Annotated in this window: 20 protein-coding genes; 14 read left to right on the forward strand and 6 right to left on the reverse strand. The window is 66.7% G+C overall.

Annotated elements, in window-relative coordinates; all coding sequences use genetic code 11:
* Window positions 1-31: 31 nt before the first annotated feature.
* Entirely contained in the window at window positions 32-829 is a 798-nt protein-coding gene (locus ACH438_RS12275; protein ID WP_397004234.1) for an FkbM family methyltransferase, read from the forward strand.
* A 2-nt stretch (window positions 830-831) separates the two neighbouring features.
* Here the strand turns inward: ACH438_RS12275 and ACH438_RS12280 are convergent, their stop codons facing one another.
* Together ACH438_RS12280 and ACH438_RS12285 are read right to left on the reverse strand one after the other, a co-directional pair.
* A complete protein-coding gene (locus ACH438_RS12280; RefSeq protein WP_397004236.1) occupies window positions 832-2,376 on the reverse strand; it encodes an FAD-dependent monooxygenase in 1,545 nt (514 codons plus the stop codon).
* 4 nt (window positions 2,377-2,380) lie between these two features.
* A complete protein-coding gene (locus ACH438_RS12285; protein WP_397004238.1) occupies window positions 2,381-3,016 on the reverse strand; it encodes a class I SAM-dependent methyltransferase in 636 nt (211 codons plus the stop codon).
* Window positions 3,017-3,206: 190 nt separating this feature from the next.
* On the opposite strand from ACH438_RS12285, the gene ACH438_RS12290 reads away from it, so the two are divergent.
* The 10 genes from ACH438_RS12290 to ACH438_RS12335 all read left to right on the forward strand — a co-directional run bounded on the left by ACH438_RS12290 (window position 3,207) and on the right by ACH438_RS12335 (window position 14,679).
* A complete protein-coding gene (locus ACH438_RS12290) occupies window positions 3,207-4,355 on the forward strand; it encodes a nucleotide disphospho-sugar-binding domain-containing protein (RefSeq protein ID WP_397004240.1) in 1,149 nt (382 codons plus the stop codon).
* 47 nt (window positions 4,356-4,402) lie between these two features.
* Complete coding sequence (locus ACH438_RS12295) at window positions 4,403-5,887, forward strand: FAD-dependent monooxygenase (protein WP_397004242.1); 1,485 nt, start codon at window positions 4,403-4,405, stop codon at window positions 5,885-5,887.
* A gap of 99 nt (window positions 5,888-5,986) precedes the next feature.
* Entirely contained in the window at window positions 5,987-8,335 is a 2,349-nt protein-coding gene (locus ACH438_RS12300) for an ABC transporter (RefSeq protein WP_397004244.1), read from the forward strand.
* 93 nt (window positions 8,336-8,428) lie between these two features.
* On the forward strand, window positions 8,429-9,181 hold the full coding sequence (locus ACH438_RS12305; RefSeq protein WP_397004246.1) for a TylF/MycF family methyltransferase: 753 nt from the start codon (window positions 8,429-8,431) through the stop codon (window positions 9,179-9,181).
* Between the two features lies 1 nt (window position 9,182).
* Window positions 9,183-9,950, forward strand: a complete 768-nt coding sequence (locus ACH438_RS12310) for a TylF/MycF family methyltransferase (protein ID WP_397004248.1) — start codon at window positions 9,183-9,185, stop codon at window positions 9,948-9,950.
* 2 nt (window positions 9,951-9,952) lie between these two features.
* Window positions 9,953-10,834, forward strand: a complete 882-nt coding sequence (locus ACH438_RS12315) for an aldo/keto reductase (protein WP_397004250.1) — start codon at window positions 9,953-9,955, stop codon at window positions 10,832-10,834.
* Window positions 10,835-10,919: 85 nt separating this feature from the next.
* On the forward strand, window positions 10,920-12,089 hold the full coding sequence (locus ACH438_RS12320; protein WP_397004252.1) for a class I SAM-dependent methyltransferase: 1,170 nt from the start codon (window positions 10,920-10,922) through the stop codon (window positions 12,087-12,089).
* 167 nt (window positions 12,090-12,256) lie between these two features.
* Complete coding sequence (locus tag ACH438_RS12325; protein WP_397004254.1) at window positions 12,257-12,904, forward strand: PadR family transcriptional regulator; 648 nt, start codon at window positions 12,257-12,259, stop codon at window positions 12,902-12,904.
* A 26-nt stretch (window positions 12,905-12,930) separates the two neighbouring features.
* Window positions 12,931-13,908 carry an ATP-binding cassette domain-containing protein gene (locus tag ACH438_RS12330; protein ID WP_397004256.1) on the forward strand — a complete coding sequence of 326 codons (978 nt, stop codon included), beginning with the start codon at window positions 12,931-12,933 and terminating at the stop codon, window positions 13,906-13,908.
* Between the two features lie 21 nt (window positions 13,909-13,929).
* Entirely contained in the window at window positions 13,930-14,679 is a 750-nt protein-coding gene (locus ACH438_RS12335; RefSeq protein ID WP_397004258.1) for an ABC transporter permease, read from the forward strand.
* A 44-nt stretch (window positions 14,680-14,723) separates the two neighbouring features.
* Here the strand turns inward: ACH438_RS12335 and ACH438_RS12340 are convergent, their stop codons facing one another.
* Window positions 14,724-15,317 carry a dTDP-4-dehydrorhamnose 3,5-epimerase family protein gene (locus ACH438_RS12340; RefSeq protein WP_397004260.1) on the reverse strand — a complete coding sequence of 198 codons (594 nt, stop codon included), beginning with the start codon at window positions 15,315-15,317 and terminating at the stop codon, window positions 14,724-14,726.
* 143 nt (window positions 15,318-15,460) lie between these two features.
* Between ACH438_RS12340 and ACH438_RS12345 the strand changes: the two genes are divergently transcribed.
* From ACH438_RS12345 to ACH438_RS12355, 3 genes are read left to right on the forward strand one after another with little or no spacing between them, the layout of a single operon-like run.
* Window positions 15,461-16,951: a class I adenylate-forming enzyme family protein gene (locus ACH438_RS12345; protein ID WP_397004262.1), complete on the forward strand. Its 1,491-nt coding sequence runs from the start codon at window positions 15,461-15,463 to the stop codon at window positions 16,949-16,951.
* A 29-nt stretch (window positions 16,952-16,980) separates the two neighbouring features.
* Window positions 16,981-17,277, forward strand: a complete 297-nt coding sequence (locus ACH438_RS12350; protein WP_397004264.1) for an antibiotic biosynthesis monooxygenase family protein — start codon at window positions 16,981-16,983, stop codon at window positions 17,275-17,277.
* Window positions 17,274-17,510 (forward strand): hypothetical protein, encoded by a 237-nt coding sequence (locus ACH438_RS12355; RefSeq protein ID WP_397004266.1) that lies wholly within the window; start codon window positions 17,274-17,276, stop codon window positions 17,508-17,510. The genes ACH438_RS12350 and ACH438_RS12355 overlap by 4 nt, the downstream gene beginning before the upstream one ends.
* Before the next feature lie 132 nt (window positions 17,511-17,642).
* On the opposite strand, the gene ACH438_RS12360 is transcribed toward ACH438_RS12355, so the two are convergent.
* From ACH438_RS12360 to ACH438_RS12370, 3 genes are all read right to left on the reverse strand, one after another.
* On the reverse strand, window positions 17,643-18,767 hold the full coding sequence (locus ACH438_RS12360) for a PLP-dependent cysteine synthase family protein (protein ID WP_397004268.1): 1,125 nt from the start codon (window positions 18,765-18,767) through the stop codon (window positions 17,643-17,645).
* A gap of 128 nt (window positions 18,768-18,895) precedes the next feature.
* Window positions 18,896-19,855 (reverse strand): LysR family transcriptional regulator, encoded by a 960-nt coding sequence (locus tag ACH438_RS12365; RefSeq protein ID WP_397004270.1) that lies wholly within the window; start codon window positions 19,853-19,855, stop codon window positions 18,896-18,898.
* 39 nt (window positions 19,856-19,894) lie between these two features.
* Window positions 19,895-20,317: a Dps family protein gene (locus ACH438_RS12370; protein WP_397004272.1), complete on the reverse strand. Its 423-nt coding sequence runs from the start codon at window positions 20,315-20,317 to the stop codon at window positions 19,895-19,897.
* Window positions 20,318-20,416 lie beyond the last annotated feature (99 nt).

Raw genomic sequence — 20,416 nt, forward strand, 5'->3', positions numbered from 1 at the left:
AGTTCGAGTGCTCTCCCGCACCGTGGGTGCCATGCCATCACCGCACTCCCCCGGCGCCCTGGCCGACGTCACACTCCCGGACGGCCGCCGGATCGTTGCCCCGAATCCACAGCAAGCGGGTTTTCTCTGGCAATCCGTGTCACAGGATCCCTACTACGGGGCCGGCGCCGCCGAATTGACCGGCGGAGACGTCGTTCTCGACATCGGGGCGAACATCGGCCTGACCACCCTCCACTTCGTCGCACAGGCTCCCGGCTTGCGAGTGATCGCCGCCGAGCCTGCGGCCGCGAGCTACAGCGCACTCGCGGTCAATCTCGCCCGCCACGCACCGGGCTGCACGGCGGTACACAGCGCCGTCGGATCTGTCTGCGGCAGCGGCGAATTTACTTATTACCCGGATTCGCCCGCCAACTCGACCCTGCACGCCGACTTCGACGACACCGTCCGGGTCGGGCACACCTATCTCGGCACCATGCAGTTGCCCGCGGAGATCCGGGCCGCACGCGAACGCGCCGTCGTCGCCAAGTTCCGGCATACCGTCACGACCGTCGTGCCCATCACGACGATTTCCGAACTGCTGCACCGCTTCCGGATCGACCGGGTCGCACTGCTCAAGATCGACGTGGAACGGGCCGAACTCGAAGTCGCACAGGGCATCACCGCTGCCCACTGGCGCGGCATCGACCGCGTCGTCGCCGAGGCGCACGACGTGGACGGCCGGGTGGGACAACTCGTCGACCTGCTGGCAGAACGCGGCTTCCGGACGGAGGTCGAACAGGATCCGGCGATGGCGGGCACCAACCTCTACATGGTCAGCGCCCGTCGCTGAATTCAGTGCGGCCGCATCGACAACCGGGCGCGCACGGCCGCGATCACCGCGCCGGCATCGGCCACCGGACCCGGCAGGCGCCAGCCGACGAAACCGTCGGGGCGAACCAGCACCGCGCCGCCGGGTTCGATATCGAACGCGTTCGCCCAGCGCCCGGTCACATCTCGGACATCCGTCCCGATACACACCGCCTCGATCGCACGGGCGCGCACGGCCGCGGCGACCTCTGCCGACTCGGTGAGCACCACCCAGTCCGGACCGAACAGGTCCAATGTCGAAATCGATTCACCGTCCCGTTCGAGTACGAGATGCGGTGCCCGCGTGCCGATTTCGCCGTGCAGTTCACCCGGCGACCGGAAGTCCGGGCCGTCCGCATGGTACCGATAGCCCAGCGCTATGGTCACCGGGTCCGCCACCGCACGACCGTCCGCAGCGCCATCGTGCCGCGCGCGCAGCAGACCGGCCGAGTAGGCGCAGGTGGCTTCCGCCACCGGCCGGCGCTCGGCGTCATAGCTGTCCAGCAGTGCCGCGCCGGCGCTGCCGCGCAGCACCGCTGCCAGCTTCCAGGCCAGATTGTGCACGTCGGCAATCCCGGTGTTCGCACCGAAACCGCCCGCCGGCGGCATCACATGCGCGGCATCACCCACCAGGAAAACCGGTCCCCGCCGGTAGGTTTCGGCCACCCGGGCGGCGAGTTCCCAGCCGAGCACCGGTGCGGACCGCGGCAGCAGCAACTCCGCGTCCACCGGGCGCCCGATCGCCGCATCGATCAGGCGCAGGCAACGATCACCGTCGAAAGACTCGGCGGCGTCGCCCGACTCGGAGCGGAACGGCACCATCAGCACCCAGCTGCCGTCGCCGTCGAACGGAGTCAGCAGCGTTCCCGGCGCCGGTTCGTCCAGGTAGGCCAGTGAAATCGCGCGCGCGGCCAGCGGCCCGGTCAGATCGGCCCGGAAGATGACCGTCACGAACCGGGCGATGGTCTCGCCCGTCATGTCGATGCCCAGCGTGTCACGAATCCCCGAGCGATGCCCGTCGGCCGCGATCACGTACCGGCAACGGACCGAACAGGTTTCGCCGCTCCGCGCATCGGCGAGCAATGCGGTGGCGCCGTCGTCGCCTATTGTGAACGACACCAGCCGAGTACCGAAGCGAAGGTCGGCGCCCGCCGCTTCGAGGTGCGCGCGCACCAAGGGCTCCAGCACATTCTGGTCGATGAAGGCTGGTCCGCCGGGACTCCACTCCGCGGCAGCGCCTTCCGGCTGGCGCGGCATCCGGGCGCGCTCCGGTCCGGCCAGCGTCCGGGCCCGGATCGACAGCGGCCGATCCGCGAACACCGACCGGGGCGCGGCCCGAATCGCCTGTTCCAGGCCGAGACTGCGGAACAGCTCCATCGAGCGCACATTCACGACCCGCGCCCGCGGCAGCGCCAAGGTGCCGGTATGCCGCTCGACGGTGAGCGCGGGCACCCCGTGCGAGTGCAGGAACGCGGCAGCACACAGTCCGACCAGTCCACCACCTGCGATGAGGACCGGAACCTCCGCCATCTGCTCAGCCCTTGTGTAGCCGGGCAAGCCAGAAATAACGCACCCGATCCCCTTGGTGCGGAACGAAAACCGTCATCCGAGTCTCGTCGATCGCCGCCACGTTCCAATCACCGGCGAAGGCCTGCTCGATGGCCGAGAGCCGCACCCCGTGGCGATCACAACTCGGCGACCAACGGTGCGGCTCAGCGAAATTGAGCGGATTGTTGTTCATCGCGAACAAATAGACATCGGCGCCGGACCGGCAGGCGCGATACAGCGTGTCGGCGTACCGGCGCTGATCGGATTCATCGAGATTGTGGAACAGCCCGCTGTCCAGCACGGTGCCGAAGAAGTCACGCCTGCCGGGCAATTCACGCACATCGTCGGCCGACCATTCCACGTCGACACCACGCTCCTCGGCCTTGGCCCGCGCCCGGGCCAGGGCCGTCGGCGCCGCATCCACCCCCACCACCTCATAACCACGGCCCGCCAGGAAAAGCGCGTTCTCCCCGGTACCGCAGCCGGCATCGAGCACCGGCCCGCGGAACACCCCCTCCTCGGCCAGCCGGACCACGAACTCCGCCGGCCCGTCCAGTTCCCACGGCAGTTGCGCGCCACTGAGATACGCGCGTTCGAAGCGAGAGACAAACTCCGGAACCATCGGCCCTCCTAATGGGGCGGCGGCGCCTCGACTGCACCGGATACCGCCTGTGCCATCGCTCACGGTCCGGCACCCACGTATAGCCGCGGTCGAAACGGGGTCAAACCGCCTCGACCACGATTCGAGTCGCGCGTCCTAGCGTCGACCTGTCCGTTGACTCGCCTGCCGGAACTTCGAAAGAGGTGTGTCCATGCGAGTGCTGCTCGCCGCATCGGTCGCCCACTCCCACCTGACCGCGATGATCCCGCTCGGCTGGGCGCTGCGCGCCGCCGGCCACGACGTGCTCGTCGCTTGTCAACCAGGACAACGTGATTGCGCGCTCGGATCGGCGTTGCCGGCGGTCACCATCGGCTCCGATCTGGATTTCGCCGAGTGGCACCGGCAGCGCCGCGCGACCGGCGGGCAACGAGAGTACCGGTCCGAGGACACCCTCGCCGTCATGTTCCACACGGTCACCGAGATGATGGTCCCCGATCTGGTCGCCCTCGCCGAGGAATGGCGGCCACAGCTGGTGGTCCGCGACCCGATCACCTTCGCCGCGGAGATCGCCGCGGCCGCGATCGGAGTGCCCGCCTTACGCCAGCTCTGGGGCCCCGACCTCTTCGGCACGCACGAGGGATTATGGCTGCTGAGCCTACTCCGGGAACGCCTCGACCCGCTCTTCACCGGCTACGGCGCGACACCGCCGGAACTGCTCAGCCAGTGGAGCATCGACCCGTGCCCGGACGGTCTCCAGAAGTATGGCGAGGGCACACCGATCGCGATCCGGTACGTGGCCGCCGATATCGGCGGCGCGATACCCGAATGGCTCACCACCCCGCCGGCACGACCGCGGATCTGCATCACCTGGGGTACGTTCTCCGCAGGCCTGCCAGGCTCGTACCTCGTACCCGAAGTCGTGCAAGCGCTCCGGGAACTCGAGGTGGAACCGGTGATCGCCACCACCGCGGCCGACCGGGCCCTGCTCGGCGACCTGCCCGCCGACGTCCGGATCGCCGAATCGGTGCCGCTGCACCTGCTGCTGCCCAGTTGCGCCGCGATCATCCATCACGGCGGCGGCAATACGATGCTCGGTGCCGCGATCGCCGGTGTGCCACAACTGATCATCAGCCACATGTTCGAGCGGAAGCTGCACGGCGAACGCCTGGCCGCAACCGGCGCCGGACGCCATCTGCCCGCCGCAGAAGCGACCACCGCGAACATCCTGGCCGCCACCGCCGCACTGCTGAACGATCCCGCCCACCACGCCGGAGCGGCCGCGCTGCGTTCCGAGAGCCTTGCCCGGCCCGAACCTGCGGCAGTGGTCGGACGCCTGGAATCTCTCACGGGCGCAGCCTGATTCGCCGCCGGACCACCAGCAGACCCACCCGTTCAGGAGAAATTCCCATGGATTACGACGTCATCATCGTCGGCAGCGGCCCGGTGGGTCTGATGCTCGCCTGCGAACTGCGACTGGGCGGGGTGCGGCCGCTACTGATCGAACGCCTCGCCGAACCGGCCGGGCACGATCGCGCCGGCGCCCTGCACGTGCGCAGCGTGGAACTGCTCGATATGCGCGGCCTGCTCGAACGGTTCCTCGAAGGCAACGACATCGTGCACGGACTCCCCTTTGCGGGAATGTTCCGGCGCGGCCTCGACTTTCGATTGCTGCCCACCCGCCGGCCGTTCAGCCTGCTGGTACCGCAATCCCGGATCGAGGAACTGCTCACCGCGCGCGCCCGCGAACTCGATGTCGAGATCCGGCGCGAACACGAGGTCGTCGGACTCACCCAGCAGGCCGACAACGTCGAACTGACCGTTCGCACACCGGCCGGTGAACGTCTGTTGCGGGCCGCCTACGTGGCCGGCTGCGACGGCGGGCGCAGCACGGTACGGCGGCTCGCGAACATCCCCTTCGCGGGTACGGACGGGCACGTCCAGGCTCTGATCGGATACGTGACCACACCCGAACACGACGTGCCCCGGCGCTGGGAACGCACCGAGCGGGGCCTGCTGGTGCTGTCGTTTCCGCCGGAGGGGGGCATCGGCCGGGTGGTGACCGTGGAATACGACCGCCCCCGCCCGGATCGCGAAAAACCGGTCACGCTGGACGAATTGGCCGCCGCGGTCACCCGCGTCCGCGGCGCCGAACTGACACTCACCGAGCCGGTGCTGTGGATGTCACGCTTCACCGACGTCAGCCGGCAGGCCGAGCAGTATCGCACCGGCCGGGTACTGCTCGCCGGAGACGCTGCGCACGTGCACTTCCCGATCGGCGGCCAGGGCTGCAATACCGGCCTGCACGATGCGGTCAACCTCGGCTGGAAGCTGGCGGCGCGAATTCACGGCTGGGGCTCACCCGAACTGCTCGACACCTACCATGCCGAACGCCATCCGGCGGCCGCACGCGTATTGGCCAATACGCGTGCGCAATTGGCGCTCATGAATCCCGACAATGACCACACCTCGCCGCTCCGCGATCTCGTCGAAGACCTGCTCGCATATCCGGAAGCCAATCGCCATTTCGCCGCGATGATCAGCGGATCCGATGTCCGATACCTGCCCCCGGAACAGTCCGGCGCCTCGGCGCATCCGCTGCTCGGCCGCTTCGCCGGTCATCTCTCGGTGCGGCTGACGCCGCTGACCGATCTGCTGCACGACGCTCGTGGCGTGTTCATCGATGTACTCGGCAGGCCCGAGCTCCGCACTGCCGCCGAATCATGGAAGGACAGAGTCGATTACGTGATCGGGTCGGTCGACCGGCCGATCGATGTGGACGGCCTGCTCATCCGCCCGGATGGCTACACTGCCTGGGTGGTGCCCAACGGCGGCGACGCGCACGATCTCCGATCGGCCCTGCGGCGCTGGTTCGGACCACCACTGACAAATTGATACCGAATCAGGGGAGAAATGCAGAGCGAATCAATCGATGTCTTCGACGCTCGAACGCATAATCTACAGGGGATAGACGTATCGGTACCCAAGGGGAAAGTGGTCGCATTCACCGGAGTCAGCGGCAGCGGCAAAACCTCCTTGGCCATCGATACGATTCACGCCGAAGCGCAACTGCGCTATCTCGAGGGCATGGCCCCATTCGTCCGGCAATTCATCACTCCGAAAGACCGCCCACGGGTGAACCGCATCGACGGACTCGTCGCCACCCTGGCGGTGGATCAGCGAAAACTCAACCACAGCAGCCAATCCACGCTCGCCACCATCACCACGATCGACGACTATCTCGGCCTGGTGTTCTCGCGGCTGCCACCGCTGGCGCCGGATTGGGATCCCGCACTGGGCCTACGGCTCACCGCCGCCCAGTTCCGGCGCTTCACCCCGGAAGGCGCGTGCCCGACCTGCCTCGGCATCGGCGGCGCCGGGCATTCGGATCCGGAGCTCATCATCACCCGGCCGGATCTGCCGCTGACCGCGGGCGGCGCGCCGTGGTTCAGCGGACGATATTCCGCCGAACAATCCGCATTGCCCTCGCTGGCAAGGCATTTCGGCATCGATCTGGAACAACCCTGGCAGGAACTGCCGGAGAAGTTCCGGCACGCGGTGCTGTACGGTACCGGCGACCAACCGATCGATATCGAAGTCAACACGACGCTCAAGAAATCCGGGACCGCGATCAACGTCAAGCACAGTCAGCCGTTGCGCGGTGTGCTCGCCGACGTCGAACGCCTCTATCAGGCTGCGGCCGGTGGCCCCGGCCGGGACCGATACGCACCGTTCATCCGCTGGGAGCCCTGCCCCGTCTGCGGGGGCACCGGGCTCGGTCTCGTCGGGCGCACCGTGATCCTGGGCGGACTGCGTTACGCCGAGATCATGGATCTCGATGTCAGTGCCGCGCGGGAATGGACCGACCGGCTGACCGACGAATTGACCGGCACGCAAAGAGAAGTCGCGACCGAACTGCTACCCGTGCTGCACGAACGGTTGCGCCTGCTCGGCCGGCTCGGGCTTGGGCACGTCCAGCTCTCTCGCACCGCGCCCACACTGTCGGGTGGCGAAATGCAACGCGCGCGGATCGCGGCGCAGTTGAGTACCGCATTGACCGGTATCGCCTTCGTCCTCGACGAGCCCAGTGCCGGACTGCATCCCGCGGACAAACAGGAACTGCATCTGGTGCTGCACGAACTCAAAGAGCGCGGCAACACCGTCCTGCTGGTCGAGCACGATCCGGATCTCATGCGGCACGCCGATTGGATCATCGATCTCGGTCCCGGCGCCGGCACCGAGGGCGGGCGGCTCATCGCGCAGGGCACACCAGAACAAGTCGCTGCGGTGCCCGAATCCCTCACCGCCGCATACCTGAATGGGCTCGGGCCACGAGTGAATCGGCAGCGCCGAGTGCCCGTCGCTGATCGCTGGCTCACCTTCCGCGATATCGCGGTACACAATGTGCGCATCGAGGAACTCCGGATCCCGCTCGGCACCCTCACCGCGATCACCGGAGTCAGCGGCAGCGGTAAGAGCAGTCTGCTGAACGAGGCGGTGGCGATCGCGCTGACCGGCGGCGACGGTGCCGCAGTGGGCTCGGCTGCCGGGTTGGAGCGGGTGGCCTGGACCACCGTGGTCGATCAGGATCCGATCGGCCGCACCCCGCGCTCGAATCCCGCGACGTACACCAAGGCGTTCGACACCATCCGCAAACTGTTCGCCGCCACCCCGCAGGCGACCGCGGCGGGGCTGAAGGCCACGGCCTTCTCCTTCAATTCCCCCGGCGGCCGCTGTGAGGCCTGCACCGGATACGGGCGGCGACAGGTGGATATGCAGTTCCTGCCCGATATGTGGGTGGTGTGCGAGGTCTGCGAGGGCCGGAGATTCCAGCCGGAAGTCCTTGCTGTCACCTATCGGGGGCTGGCCATCGATCAGGTGCTCGAGCTCACCGTCGACAATGCCGTCGAATTCTTTTCCGGCGCACCGAAATTGGTCGGCATTCTCCGTGCACTCGATCAGGTCGGGCTGGGCTATCTGCAGCTCGGGCAGAGCGCCACGGAGCTGTCGGGCGGTGAGGCGCAACGCATGAAGCTGGCGACGGCGATCTTGCGCGGCACCACCGAGGGCGGAGGCGTCGTCATTCTCGACGAACCGGCCACGGGTCTGCATCCGGCGGATGTGCAGCGGATCGTCGACGCCTTCGAGGCGTTGCTGGCGGCCGGGAACACGGTCATCGTCGCCGAACACGATCTGCACCTGGCCGCCGCCGTCGACTGGCTACTCGACATCGGCCCGGGCGCGGGTCCGGACGGCGGGCGCTTGATCAACCAGGGGCCGCCGGAGATCGTTGCCGAAGGCTCAGGGCCGACCTCGACGTATCTGCGTACCTTGCTGTCCTGAGCCGGCTGCCCGCTGAGCCGAAGTTCCAGTTCCGTTCGAGTGCCGCCCCGCACGCTGGGGGATACACGAATTCGGGCCGGAAAGGACGCTGGAATGCAGGACATGGGCAGCACGCTGTATCTGGAGTTGATCAAGAAGGTTTTGACCAACGTCATCTACGAGGATCCGCCGATCGACGCGTGGTCGGGGTCGGCGGATTTCGCGGCGGACAATCGTGCGCTCGGTATGGACTGGCCGAGTGTCGCGCACACCATGGCAGGCACCGAACGACTCAACAACGTCCACCACTGCCTGCAAACCATCACCGCCGACGCCATCCCCGGCGACCTCATCGAAACCGGCGTCTGGCGCGGCGGCATCTGCATCTTCATGCGCGCCTACCTCCGCGCCCACGACATCAAAGACCGCACCGTCTGGGTAGCCGACTCCTTCCAAGGCATGCCCGAAATCGGACCCGACGGCCACCCCATGGACCACCGACTCGCACTCCACCGCGCCAACCACGTCCTCGGCATCCCCCTCGAACAAGTCCGACAGAACTTCGCCAAATACGACCTACTCGACGACCAAGTCCGATTCCTCCCCGGCTGGTTCCACGACACCCTCCCCACCGCACCCATCGACCAACTCGCCATCCTCCGCCTCGACGGCGACCTCTACCAATCCACCCTCGACTCCCTCACCCACCTCTACCCCAAACTCTCCCCCGGCGGCTACGTCATCATCGACGACTACAGCCTCGCCCCCTGCCGCCGCGCCGTGCACGAATACCGGGATCGCCACGGCATCACCGACCCCCTGGAACGGATCGACATGGCGGCGATGTACTGGCGTCGAGGAGCCTGACATGGGCAGTGAACTGTATCTGGACCTGATGAAGAAGACCCTCGTCAATTCCGTCTACGAGGACCCGCCGGTACAACTGTCCGACGACGTCCAGGTGCCGTGGCGCAGCCCGTCGGACGGGTACGACCCCACCGAACGCGCACTCGGCGAGGACTGGCCGAGTGTCGCGCACACCATGGCAGGCACCGAACGACTCAACAACGTCCACCACTGCCTGCAAACCATCACCGCCGACGCCATCCCCGGCGACCTCATCGAAACCGGCGTCTGGCGCGGCGGCATCTGCATCTTCATGCGCGCCTACCTCCGCGCCCACGACATCAAAGACCGCACCGTCTGGGTAGCCGACTCCTTCCAAGGCATGCCCGAAATCGGACCCGACGGCCACCCCATGGACCACCGACTCGCACTCCACCGCGCCAACCACGTCCTCGGCATCCCCCTCGAACAAGTCCGACAGAACTTCGCCAAATACGACCTACTCGACGACCAAGTCCGATTCCTCCCCGGCTGGTTCCACGACACCCTCCCCACCGCACCCATCGACCAACTCGCCATCCTCCGCCTCGACGGCGACCTCTACCAATCCACCCTCGACTCCCTCACCCACCTCTACCCCAAACTCTCCCCCGGCGGCTACGTCATCATCGACGACTACGTACTCCCGCCGGTGCACGAAGCGGTGCTGGAATATCGTCGGCAACACGGCATTTCGGATCGGCTGCGCCCGGTGGACATCTCTTCGGCATGCTGGCGGCGCGAGGAATAGCGATGCGGACGCGCAGCCTCGGCAACGAGACCGTCGGCGTCGTCACGGTGGGCGCGATCGGACTCGGCACGCTGGGGCTGACCCTGCCGTTCCGTCCCGCCCGCGACCGCTGCGTCCGGACCATCCACGCGGCGATCGACGCCGGACTGACTCTCCTCGATACCGCGGATTCCTATTGCGCAGGGCCTTCCGAGTTCGGCTACGGCGAACGCCTGGTCGCGGCGGCGCTCGCCGCCCGGCCGGGCAGCGCCGATGCCGTGCTGGTGGCGACCAAGGGTGGATATCTCCGCCCGACCGGCGACGACTGGCGAGTCCGCGGGACGCCGGAATACCTGCGGCACGCCTGCGAGAACAGTCTGCGGCGACTCGGAGTGGAGACGATCGGGCTGTATCAGCATCATCAGGTGGATCCCGCGGTGTCCTATGCCGAGAGTCTCGGCGCCCTGCGCGAGCTGTGGGCCGAGGGCAAGATCCGCATGGTCGGCATCTGCAATGTGTCGATCGAGCAGATCGAAATCGCCCGGCGCGTACTGGGTTCGGCGCTGGTCAGCGTGCAGAATCGGTTCGCACCCAACCACCGCGCCACCGAGGGCGACCTGACCTATTGCGGCACAGCCGGATTGGCTTTCCTACCGTGGTGCCCGCTCGGCAGCATCGCCGAGGCCGGCACGCTGGGCGCGCGCCATCCCGCCTTCGCGGCGGTGGCGGCCGAGCGCGGCGTGAGCCCGCAACAGATCTGTCTCGCCTGGCATCTCGCCAAGGCCCCCACGGTCATCCCGATCCCCGGGGCGAGCCGCCCGGAGTCGGTGCTGGCTTCCGCGGCCGCGGCCGAAATCGAGCTCACCGCTGGGGAACTGGCGCGGCTCGATCACCCACCCGAATAGCGGGAACGGCTTTCAACACGGCTCCACCCCAGCTCGAGGCGCACGCCGCAGAGTGGGGCGAACCGATCACAGCAGGGAGAGATTCATGCAAGCCAATACCGAGCAGGCCGAACGCCTCATCCTGGCGGCGGGAGGCCGGGATACGGAACTCGTCGCAGTCATCGACGCGATCGGTGCGAAGCAGGTCACCGCCCTGGCCGTCGAGGAGGTGCTGTATCGCAGCCGCCCGCCGTCGAATACGCATCTCATGCAGATCCAGCTGGACCTCATGCACGGCGCGGAGCGGTTCAGCCGGACCCTCGGCGTCCGGTCCGGCGAACCGATCAGCGTGACCGAGGGTGCCGCAGACACCGCGATCGTGCGGCTGGAATTCGATCTCACCGAATTGGTCCGCATCCTGTACGGCCCGCCCCGCGAGCGCGCGGCGGGCACGCATCGCGTCGAATTGCGGCTGGAACAGCCCGCGGTGCGCGAGCAGTATCTGTCCGTGCTGCGCGAGGCATGGTTCTCCATCGGCCAGGCCGTCGATACCGTACTGAGCGGATGTTCTTCGCGCAGACCGGATCTCAACGATCTGTCGGTCCGCTACGGTTCGGACAAGTGGGGGATGCTGCACTGGTTCACCCCCCATTACGAGCAACATCTCGCCCAGCTGCGCGATGAGCCCGTGCGAGTTCTGGAGATCGGGATCGGCGGCTACAAGGATCCCGCCGACGGTGGTGCATCGCTCCGGATGTGGAAGGCGTTCTTCCCGCGCGGCATCGTGACCGGTCTGGACATCTTCCCCAAGCACGGATTGGACGAGACTCGCCTGCGTACCGTGCAGGGCGATCAGAACGATCCGGCCTTCCTGGAGTCGCTGGCTGCGAAGTACGGGCCGTTCGATGTGATCATCGACGACGGCAGCCATATCAACGAGCACGTCATCACGTCGTTCCAGACACTGTTCCGGCACGTGCGGCCAGGCGGGGTGTATGTCATCGAGGATCTGTTCACAACATACTGCCCCGGATTCGGTGGCGTGGAGGATCCGGTGGCGCCGGCCGGCACCTCCATCGGCATGCTCAAGTCGGTGCTCGACCACCTGCACTTCCAGGACCGCCTGGGCGAACCCGGCAGTTATCCGGCCGAGCTGATCGTGGGGCTGCACGTCTATCACAATCTGGCGGTCATCGAACGCGGCCTGAATGCCGAGGGCGGTGTGCCGGCCTGGATTCCGCGCTCGTTCGACGCACTGGTCGACGGGCCGAATTAGCCACTCGCCGAACCTTTTTCGAACGGACCCGAGGTCATCTCGGGTCCGTTCGCGTGTCTGGGCGCAGGCGTGCAGCGGCCGGGCTCGGCTGCTTGCCATCGGATCAGTCGGAACCGTATAGTCGGAACCGACCAAATATTAGTCGGAACCGACCATATGGAGAATCGGTGGCACAACCAGGCACTGTCCGCAACACATTGGCGCTCGCGGTACTCGGTCTCCTCATCGAGAAGCCGATGCATCCGTACGAAATGGTGAACACGCTGCTCGAGCGCAACAAAGATGCGAGCGTCAAGGTCACCAAGAGCTCGCTCTACGACATCGTCGAAACACTGAACAAGCTGGGCTGGGTCGAGGAACAGGCGATCGAGCGCGACGGTCGCCGGCCGGAACGGACCGTCTACACCCAGACCGAACTCGGCCGACAGGAGTTCATCCGCTGGCTGGACGAACTGGTCCGCACCCCTGCGAAGGAGTACCCGAAGTTCCTCACCGCGGTCGGCTATCTGGGCGCGCTGGGGCGTGAGGGCGCGATCTCCGCGCTCACCGAGCGACGCGAACGCCTGGCCGCCGACTCACAGGCCACGAACACCTCACTCGCCGGCATTCTCGAGACCGGGGTGCCGCGACTGTTCGTCATCGAGGTGGAGTACGCGCTGCGGGTCATCGAGGCGGAGCTGGCCTGGGTGACCCAGCTCATCAGCGATATCGAGGACGGCACGCTGGGCTGGCCGCAGCAGCAACTGGTGGACGGCCAGGCGATCTGGACCACCACCGATTCCGGCGTCACCAAGCACATCGCCCAAGCCAAGTAACCCGAGCCGAGTAGAAGGAGCCCATCATGCTGATGATCGAGGCCCAAGGTCTCGCAAGACGATTCGATACCAAGCAGGGTCCGGTCGATGCGGTGCACGGCTTGGACTTCCAGGTGAAGCAGGGCGAGGTGGTGGGTTTCCTCGGACCCAACGGCGCCGGGAAAACCACGACCATGCGAATGCTCACCACTCTGCTGCCCCCGACCAGTGGCAGCGCCACCGTCGCCGGTCGCGATCTGCTCCGCGATCCGCAGGGTGTGCGACTGGAGATCGGGCTGGTCGCACAGACCGGCGGCACCCGGCCGACCGCCACGGTCATGGACGAACTGATGCTGCAGGCGTTGCTGTATCGAATGCCGAAGGCCAAGGCCAGGACTCGCGCCGAGGAACTGATCGCGGCGCTGGATCTGTCGGGGCTGGAGGAGCGCACCACGATCACCCTGTCCGGCGGGCAGCGCCGGCGATTGGATGTGGCGCTCGGGCTCGTGCATCGCCCGCAGGTGATCTTCCTCGACGAGCCGACCGCGGCCCTCGATCCCGCGAGCCGTATTTCGTTGTGGCAGTTGGTCCGTCAGCTGCGTGACGACTACGGGACGACGGTCTTCCTGAGTACCCATCATCTCGAAGAAGCCGATACGCTCTGCGATCGAATCCTGATCCTGGACAAGGGCAAGATCCTCGCCGAGGACAGCCCGGCGCATCTCAAGCAGATCCTCGGTAACGATGTCATCGTCATCGAGATCGACGGTGACGTGGAGGCGGCCTACGCGGCGCTCGCGGCGCGACCCGGTGGCCGCAATATCGCGGTCGACGGTTCGACGGTGCGGATCTCGTGCGAAAACGGCGATCAGCTGCTTATGGAGTACCTGCTCGCGCTGCACGACGAGAACATCAAGGTGCGTTCCACGCAGATCGAACGACCGACGCTGGACGACGTGTTCATGTCGATCACCGGGCGGGCGGCGGAGGAGGCGCCCGCCATACCGCACGCTGCGGGATTCTGACTTATTTCGAAAGGGATGCTCATGCGTACGGTGCAAGATGTCTACATCATTTTCCGCAACGAGCTGGCGATGACGATGCGAATCAAGTTCGCGCTCATCATCGGATTGATCCAGCCTTTCGTCTATCTCCTATTGTTCGGTCCACTGCTCACCCGGGCTTTGCCCAATGGCCATGACGCATGGCGGTTCTACATTCCCGGTCTGCTGGTGCAGCTGGGTCTGTTCGCGACCGGATATGCGGGCTTCAATCTGATTCCGGACATGCGCAGCGGATTCATCGAGCGCATGCGGGTAACACCCGTCAGCAGGCTCGCACTGCTGCTCGGCCGGATGATCCGCGACGCGGTCGTCCTGCTCATCCAGGCGATTCCGCTGCTCATCATGGGATTCATCATGGGCATGCGGGCGCCGATTCTCGGTGTGCTGATCGGTCTGATTTTCGTTCTCGTGATGGGTGTCAGCCTGTCCGCGTTGTCGTACACGCTCGCGCTGGGGCTGCCGAACGAGTACCTGTTCGCGCCGGTGCTCAACTCGGTGGCAGTGCCGCTCATGCTGCTGTCGGGCATTCTGCTGCCGCTGTCGTTCGCGCCCAAGTGGCTGGACTGGATCGCGCACGCGAATCCCTTGCGCTACATCGTCGATGCGATCCGGGATCTGTTCGCGGGTCAGTACACCGCGGGCGGCGTGGGTATCGGCGTCCTGGTGGCATTCGGTCTCGCGATCCTTTCCACCTGGTACGGACTGCGGATCTTCAACCGCCGGACGGCCTGAGCAAGCACGTTGGTGCGCTGGGCGTTGCCCAGCGCACCAGCGGTTCAGAAATTCTCGTAATATTCCTTGCACTCCTGGTAAGTGGACAGCACGCCGGATTCGATGGCGCTGGCGAGGCTGGTCGCCGCAGCACTCCGATTGACGGTGATCGGCGGTTCGGTCAGCCCCCACGGCAAGTCGAGTTCGGGGTCCAGCGGATCGATTTCGTAGGCGGCCTCGGGCACATAGGTGGTCGAGCACAGGTAGCCGACGCAGGTGTCGTCGGCGAGCGCCAGGAATCCGTGCCCGAGTCCGGCGGCGATGTACACCGCGACCCCACTGGAGGCATCGAGGATGTTCACGCTGTACCTGCCGAAGGCAGGTGAATCGATCCGCAGATCGACCACGATGTCGAGTGCGGCGCCACGCAGGCAGCTGACGAATTTCGCCTGTCCGGGCGGGATCGTCACCCCGTGCACCCCGCGCAGCGTATTGCGGTGTGAGACCGAGAAATTCACCTGGGCGATCTCGAATCGATGCCCGATCGCCTCGCCGATATTCTCGGTGCGGGCCGCCTCGTAGAAGTATCCGCGTATGTCCGGCCATTTCTCGGGAATGATCCGGTATGCGTCCGGCACGGCCAGTTCTTCGATTTTCATCGACCCACTCCTTCATCGAGTCCCGTTGCGCTCCACCATGACCGGCCGGCATCGAGCACGGCTCGAGGGACGCGCACCTCGTGGCTCGAGCGCGCGGTGACATCGTGGCGAGCGATCCAGTGGAGCCCGCGAAAGGACCGCTCGTGTCCCGATCTTCGATCACGCTCGACGGGTTGCTCCGGGCCCAGGCCCGCAGCGGACCCGGCCGGCCCGCCATCCGCACCCCCGGCGGCGTCGTGACCTTCGCCGAATTGGACGCCGCGGCAGGCTCTTTCGCCTCTTGGCTGGCCGCCGAGCTCGACGCGCCGCAGCAGCCGGTGGCGATCACGAACGCGCTGGTCCCCGAGTTTGCTGCCGCGTATTACGGGGTGGTGCGCAGCGGCAATACCGTTGTGGTCCTGAATCCGCTGCTGCCGGCCGAGCGGCTGGTCCATGTGCTGGCGACGGGTGGCGTGCGGATCGCGGTGGTCACCGCCGAGGTGGCCGACCGGCTCGCCCACGTCCGCGACTGCTTGCCGTTGCTCACCGCGATCGTGCCGCTCGATGCCCTGCCGTCCGGCGCCGGGCCCATTCTCGCCGAGCCCGACAGCGCCCGCACCGCCTGCGTCCAATTCACCAGCGGCACAACAGGTCTGCCCAAGGGCGTCCGGCTCACCGACCACAATGTGGCGACCAATGCCCGGCAGGTCGCCACCGCACACCGCCTGGACGAGACGTCGGTGACCGTGAACCACCTGCCGACCTATCATCCGATGCACCTGAACGCCGCCGTGGCGGCCGGGGCCGTTCAGATCCTTTGCGCGGATGCGGATTCGGTGAACGCGCTCGCGGCTGTCGATGCCCATCGGGCCACGCACTTCTACAGCCTGCCGGTGCGGCTGGCCCGGCTGGCGGCCGACCCGCGTCTACGCGGACTGCGACTGACCGCGCGCCCGTCCTTCCTCTCGGGCGGATCGGCGCTGCCGGCACGGGTGGCCGAGACACTGCACGCGCATTTCGGGGTGCCGGTGGCCCAAGGGTACGGCCTCGCGGAGATGTCCCCGCTGACGCACAGTGACGACCCCATCGATCCGACGATCGGGTCGGTGGGCCGCCCCGTCTTCGATACCGAGTGCCGCATAACGGATCTGGACACCGGCGATCTCCTCGCCTGCGGTGAGCGCGGGGAGGTGCGAGTGCGCGGACCACAGCTGATGAGCGGCTACCTGGGCCGCGAAGACACTCCGGAGATCGACGCGGACGGGTGGTTCGCCACCGGCGATGTCGGCTATCTCGACCGCGGCGGGCGGCTCGTGCTGGTCGACCGCATCAAGGACGTCTTCAAATGCGACAACTGGCTGGTCGCCCCGTCGGAGATCGAAGAGGTCCTCGGCCGGCACGACAGTGTCACCGACTGCGTCGTCGTCGATCTGCCGGACGAATTCCGCGGACATGTCGCGGCCGCCCTGGTGGTACTGGACCGCGCCACCGGCGCCACCGGCGCCGGGATCGCCACCTGGGCCAATGCGCAATTGCCGGAATACCAGCAGCTGCAGGCGATCGCCGTCACGCAGAACATTCCGCGCTCCCCCAATGGGAAGGTGTCCCGCCGCGATCTGCGCGAGATCGTCCGCCGGGCAAAGGCATCCGAATGACAACCGACAACGAAGGTGAGGCACCAGCAATGGCCGACAAAGAGTTCGCCACCGTCATCAACCGGCTCACGGTCACCGGCGACACCAGCGAGTTCGAACAGATCCTCGGCGATATCACCAAGTACATGCGCACCCAGCCGGGCTTCGTCGAGCATCGGCTGTGCCGATCGCTGCGCAATCCGGCGATCTATGTGGAGATGGCGCGCTGGACCGACGCCGAGTCACACCGGAACGCCATGCAGCACGAGGTGTTCCACGGCTACGTCCGGAAGCTGTCCGCCCTGGCCACGGCCGAGCCGGATGTCTTCCGGGATGTCGACGAGTGACCGGGTCCGGGCAACCACGGCTTCACGACAGCGACCGTGCCCGAAAGCCGTGGTGGACCACAGTCGCGGAGCGGATCGTCACCGTGCTGCCGGTGCTTGCCCCGATGGCGTGCATCTACGGGGTCGTCGTGCCGATCGAATGGTTCGCAATACCGCAGGGCCGCGCACCCCGGGTCGTCCTGGACGACATCTTCGAAGTGAACATGGACGGCATCTGGCTGCGCAGTCCATGACGGCCCCGGCGGTCACGCCGACGGGTCAGTCGAGGAGACGGTCGTCGAGCACGTGGTCGCACACAACTGCTTCGGCGCACACCTGGCGCCAAGTCACCGGTCACCATGCCCGTCGGCTGGTCAACCCGGGCATCAGCATCCGAGGTCGCCCGTGAGCAGAAAATGTTCCAGGCGAGCGGAATACGGGTCGGGGTCGATGCCCTGGTCGGCAAGCCAGGTGTCGGAGTAGTACTTGTCGAGGTAGCGCTCGCCCGGGTCGCAGAGGAGGGTGACGACGCTGCCGTGGCGGCCCTGGGCGAGCATTTCGGCGATGACGCGGAATGCGGCCCAGACGCCGGTGCCGGTGGAGGCGCCGCATTTGCGGCCCAGGAGGCGTTCGAGGAGGTGGATGGTGGCCACGGAGGCGGCGTCGGGGACGCGCATCATGCGGTCTACGGAGCCGGGGATGAAGCTGGGTTCTACGCGCTGGCGGCCGATGCCTTCGATGCGGGAGCCGTTGTCGGAGCTGGCGTTCCGGTCGGCGTCGCGCCAACCGGCGAGGAAGGCGGAGTTTTCCGGGTCGGCGACGCAGATGCCGGTGTTGCGCATGGTGTAGTGGACGTAGCGGGCGATGGTGGCCGAGGTGCCGCCGGTGCCGGCGGTGGCGACGATCCAGGCTGGTTCGGGGTAACGCTCCTGGTCCAGCTGGCGGAAGATGGATTCGGCGATATTGTTGTTGCCGCGCCAGTCAGTGGCGCGTTCGGCGTAGGTGAACTGGTCCATGTAGTGTCCGCCCTGCTCTTCGGCCAGGCGGGCGGCGACCTCGTAGACCTCGCACGGGTTGTCGACCAGATGACATCGGCCGCCGTGGAATTCGATCAGGTCGATCTTGGACTGCACGGTGGAACGCGCCATGACCGCGATGAACGGCACCCCGATGAGCTTGGCGAAGTACGCCTCCGACACCGCCGTCGAACCGCTGGAGGCCTCGATGACCGGGCGGCCCGGGCGCAGCCAGCCATTGCACAGCGCGTACAGGAACAGCGAGCGCGCCAGCCGGTGCTTGAGACTGCCGGTGGGATGGGTGGATTCGTCCTTGAGATAGAGGTCGATACCCCACTCCGGCGGCAGCGGAATCGTCAGCAGGTGGGTGTCCGCTGACCGGTTGCCGTCGGCCTGCACCTTGCGCACGGCCTCGCGCAACCATGCGCGGTACTCGGGGTCGTAACGGTCGATATCGGTCTCGTCGACGACGGGCAGATCGGACGCCGTGGTCATTTCGTTTCCCTCCAATTCATCGGAATTCAAACCTATCCGATGCAAAGGCCCAGGAAATGTGACCTCGGGCGGTTGACCCCAACAGTCTCTAATAGGGGCTGAAACTATCGATAATGGGCGCGCGGCCGCTAGCGCGCGACGGCAGCCTCGATCAGCGGGGTGGTTGCCCGCAATTGGCGGATCACCGCATCCACCGCGGGCACGGCCTCCATTTTGGGGAGTGTGACCGCCGAGATGCGGCGTTCCATCGCCGGTTCCAGGGGCAAGGACCGCACTACCCCGGCGGCCGGGAGACCGGAGATGGCCAGTTCGGTGGCCAGCGCCACGCCCAGCCCTTCGGCGACCAAACCCACGACGGCGGCGAAGTTCTCTGTCGTGTAGTCGATTTCGGGATGGAAGTCCGCTTCCTTGCACACGTCGACGAGATGGGCGCGGCACTGCGGACAGCCGGCGATCCACCGCTCCCCCGCCAGCTCGGCGAGTTTCAACGGCTGGGTGCGCGCGGTGCCCGCCAGTCGGTGACGCGGGGGCAGCAGGACACGCAGCCGCTCGGTGAAGAGGGTGTGCACGCTCAGGTCGGCGTAGTCCGGACTGCCTACCTCACCGGCACTCTCACCGTCCGGCACCCGGCCGGCGGGATAGTCGAAGACCAGGGCGATCTCGCATTCGCCGGTGCGCAGCATGCTCACCGCCTCCGGCGGTTCGGCCTCGATCAGGGTCACGCGCAGCTTCGGCTGTGCCGCTTGCACTCCCGCGATGGTCTTGGGCAGCAGCAGCGAATAGGCACTGGGGAAGGCCGCGATTCGCACGCGTCCGGCACGGAGTTCGGTGAGGGCGCGGATCTCGGCCTCGGCCGCGTCCATGGTCCCGAGAATGGTGGCGGCGTACCGGGACAGCGCATCGCCCGCCTCGGTGAGCTGCAGCCGGTTGCCGGAGCGCATGACCAGCGCGGTGCCCAGCGTCCGTTCCATGGCCTTGATCTGCTGGCTGATCGCGGGTTGCGTGTAGCCGAGAGTGCGGGCCGCGGCGGAGAACGAACCACTGCGCGCCACCGCCCGGAAGATCTTCAGCTGCCTGATCTCCAGCATGCGACCATCCTAGTCACGGCAACCGCGCGGCAATTCCGCTCAGTATCCGGGCCGAGGGCGAGCCGGGATCGGCGGTGATGAACACGACCTGCGTCGCCCGCCTGGAGTCCACCGTGCACGGCCTATCAGCCCCACGACGTCGCGATCGGCGAGATAGCCGGCGGGAAACGGCTGGGCGGCAGCGGCTACCGCCGCGGCCCGGCCGTCGGGCGAAACCGAGAGTGCCGCAGCCCGTTCCGCGACCGCGTCGGAGAACAGCCGTGCGCTGTCGACGAGTTCGTCCAGCTGCAGGTGCAGGGACCGGAAATGCGGGCCGGTCACGTTCCAATGCGCCTGCTTGGCGGTCAGCGAGAGATCGATGAGATCGGTGAGCGCTTCCTGCAGGACCGCTCCGACGATCTCGGTATCGGCCGCGGCGAGCGGGCTGGTGATGACGCCGCCCTTGGACAGTGTGCTGGTCACGACTACTCCTCTCAGGGGATCACCCCGGTTTCGTTTTCTGGAACGATTCCAGATTAGCTTCGCGTGCTTCGCTTGGCCATGTTTCGCTCGCCACACATG

The sequence above is a fragment of the Nocardia sp. NPDC020380 genome, from assembly GCF_044386975.1.
Classification (GTDB): Bacteria; Actinomycetota; Actinomycetes; order Mycobacteriales; family Mycobacteriaceae; genus Nocardia.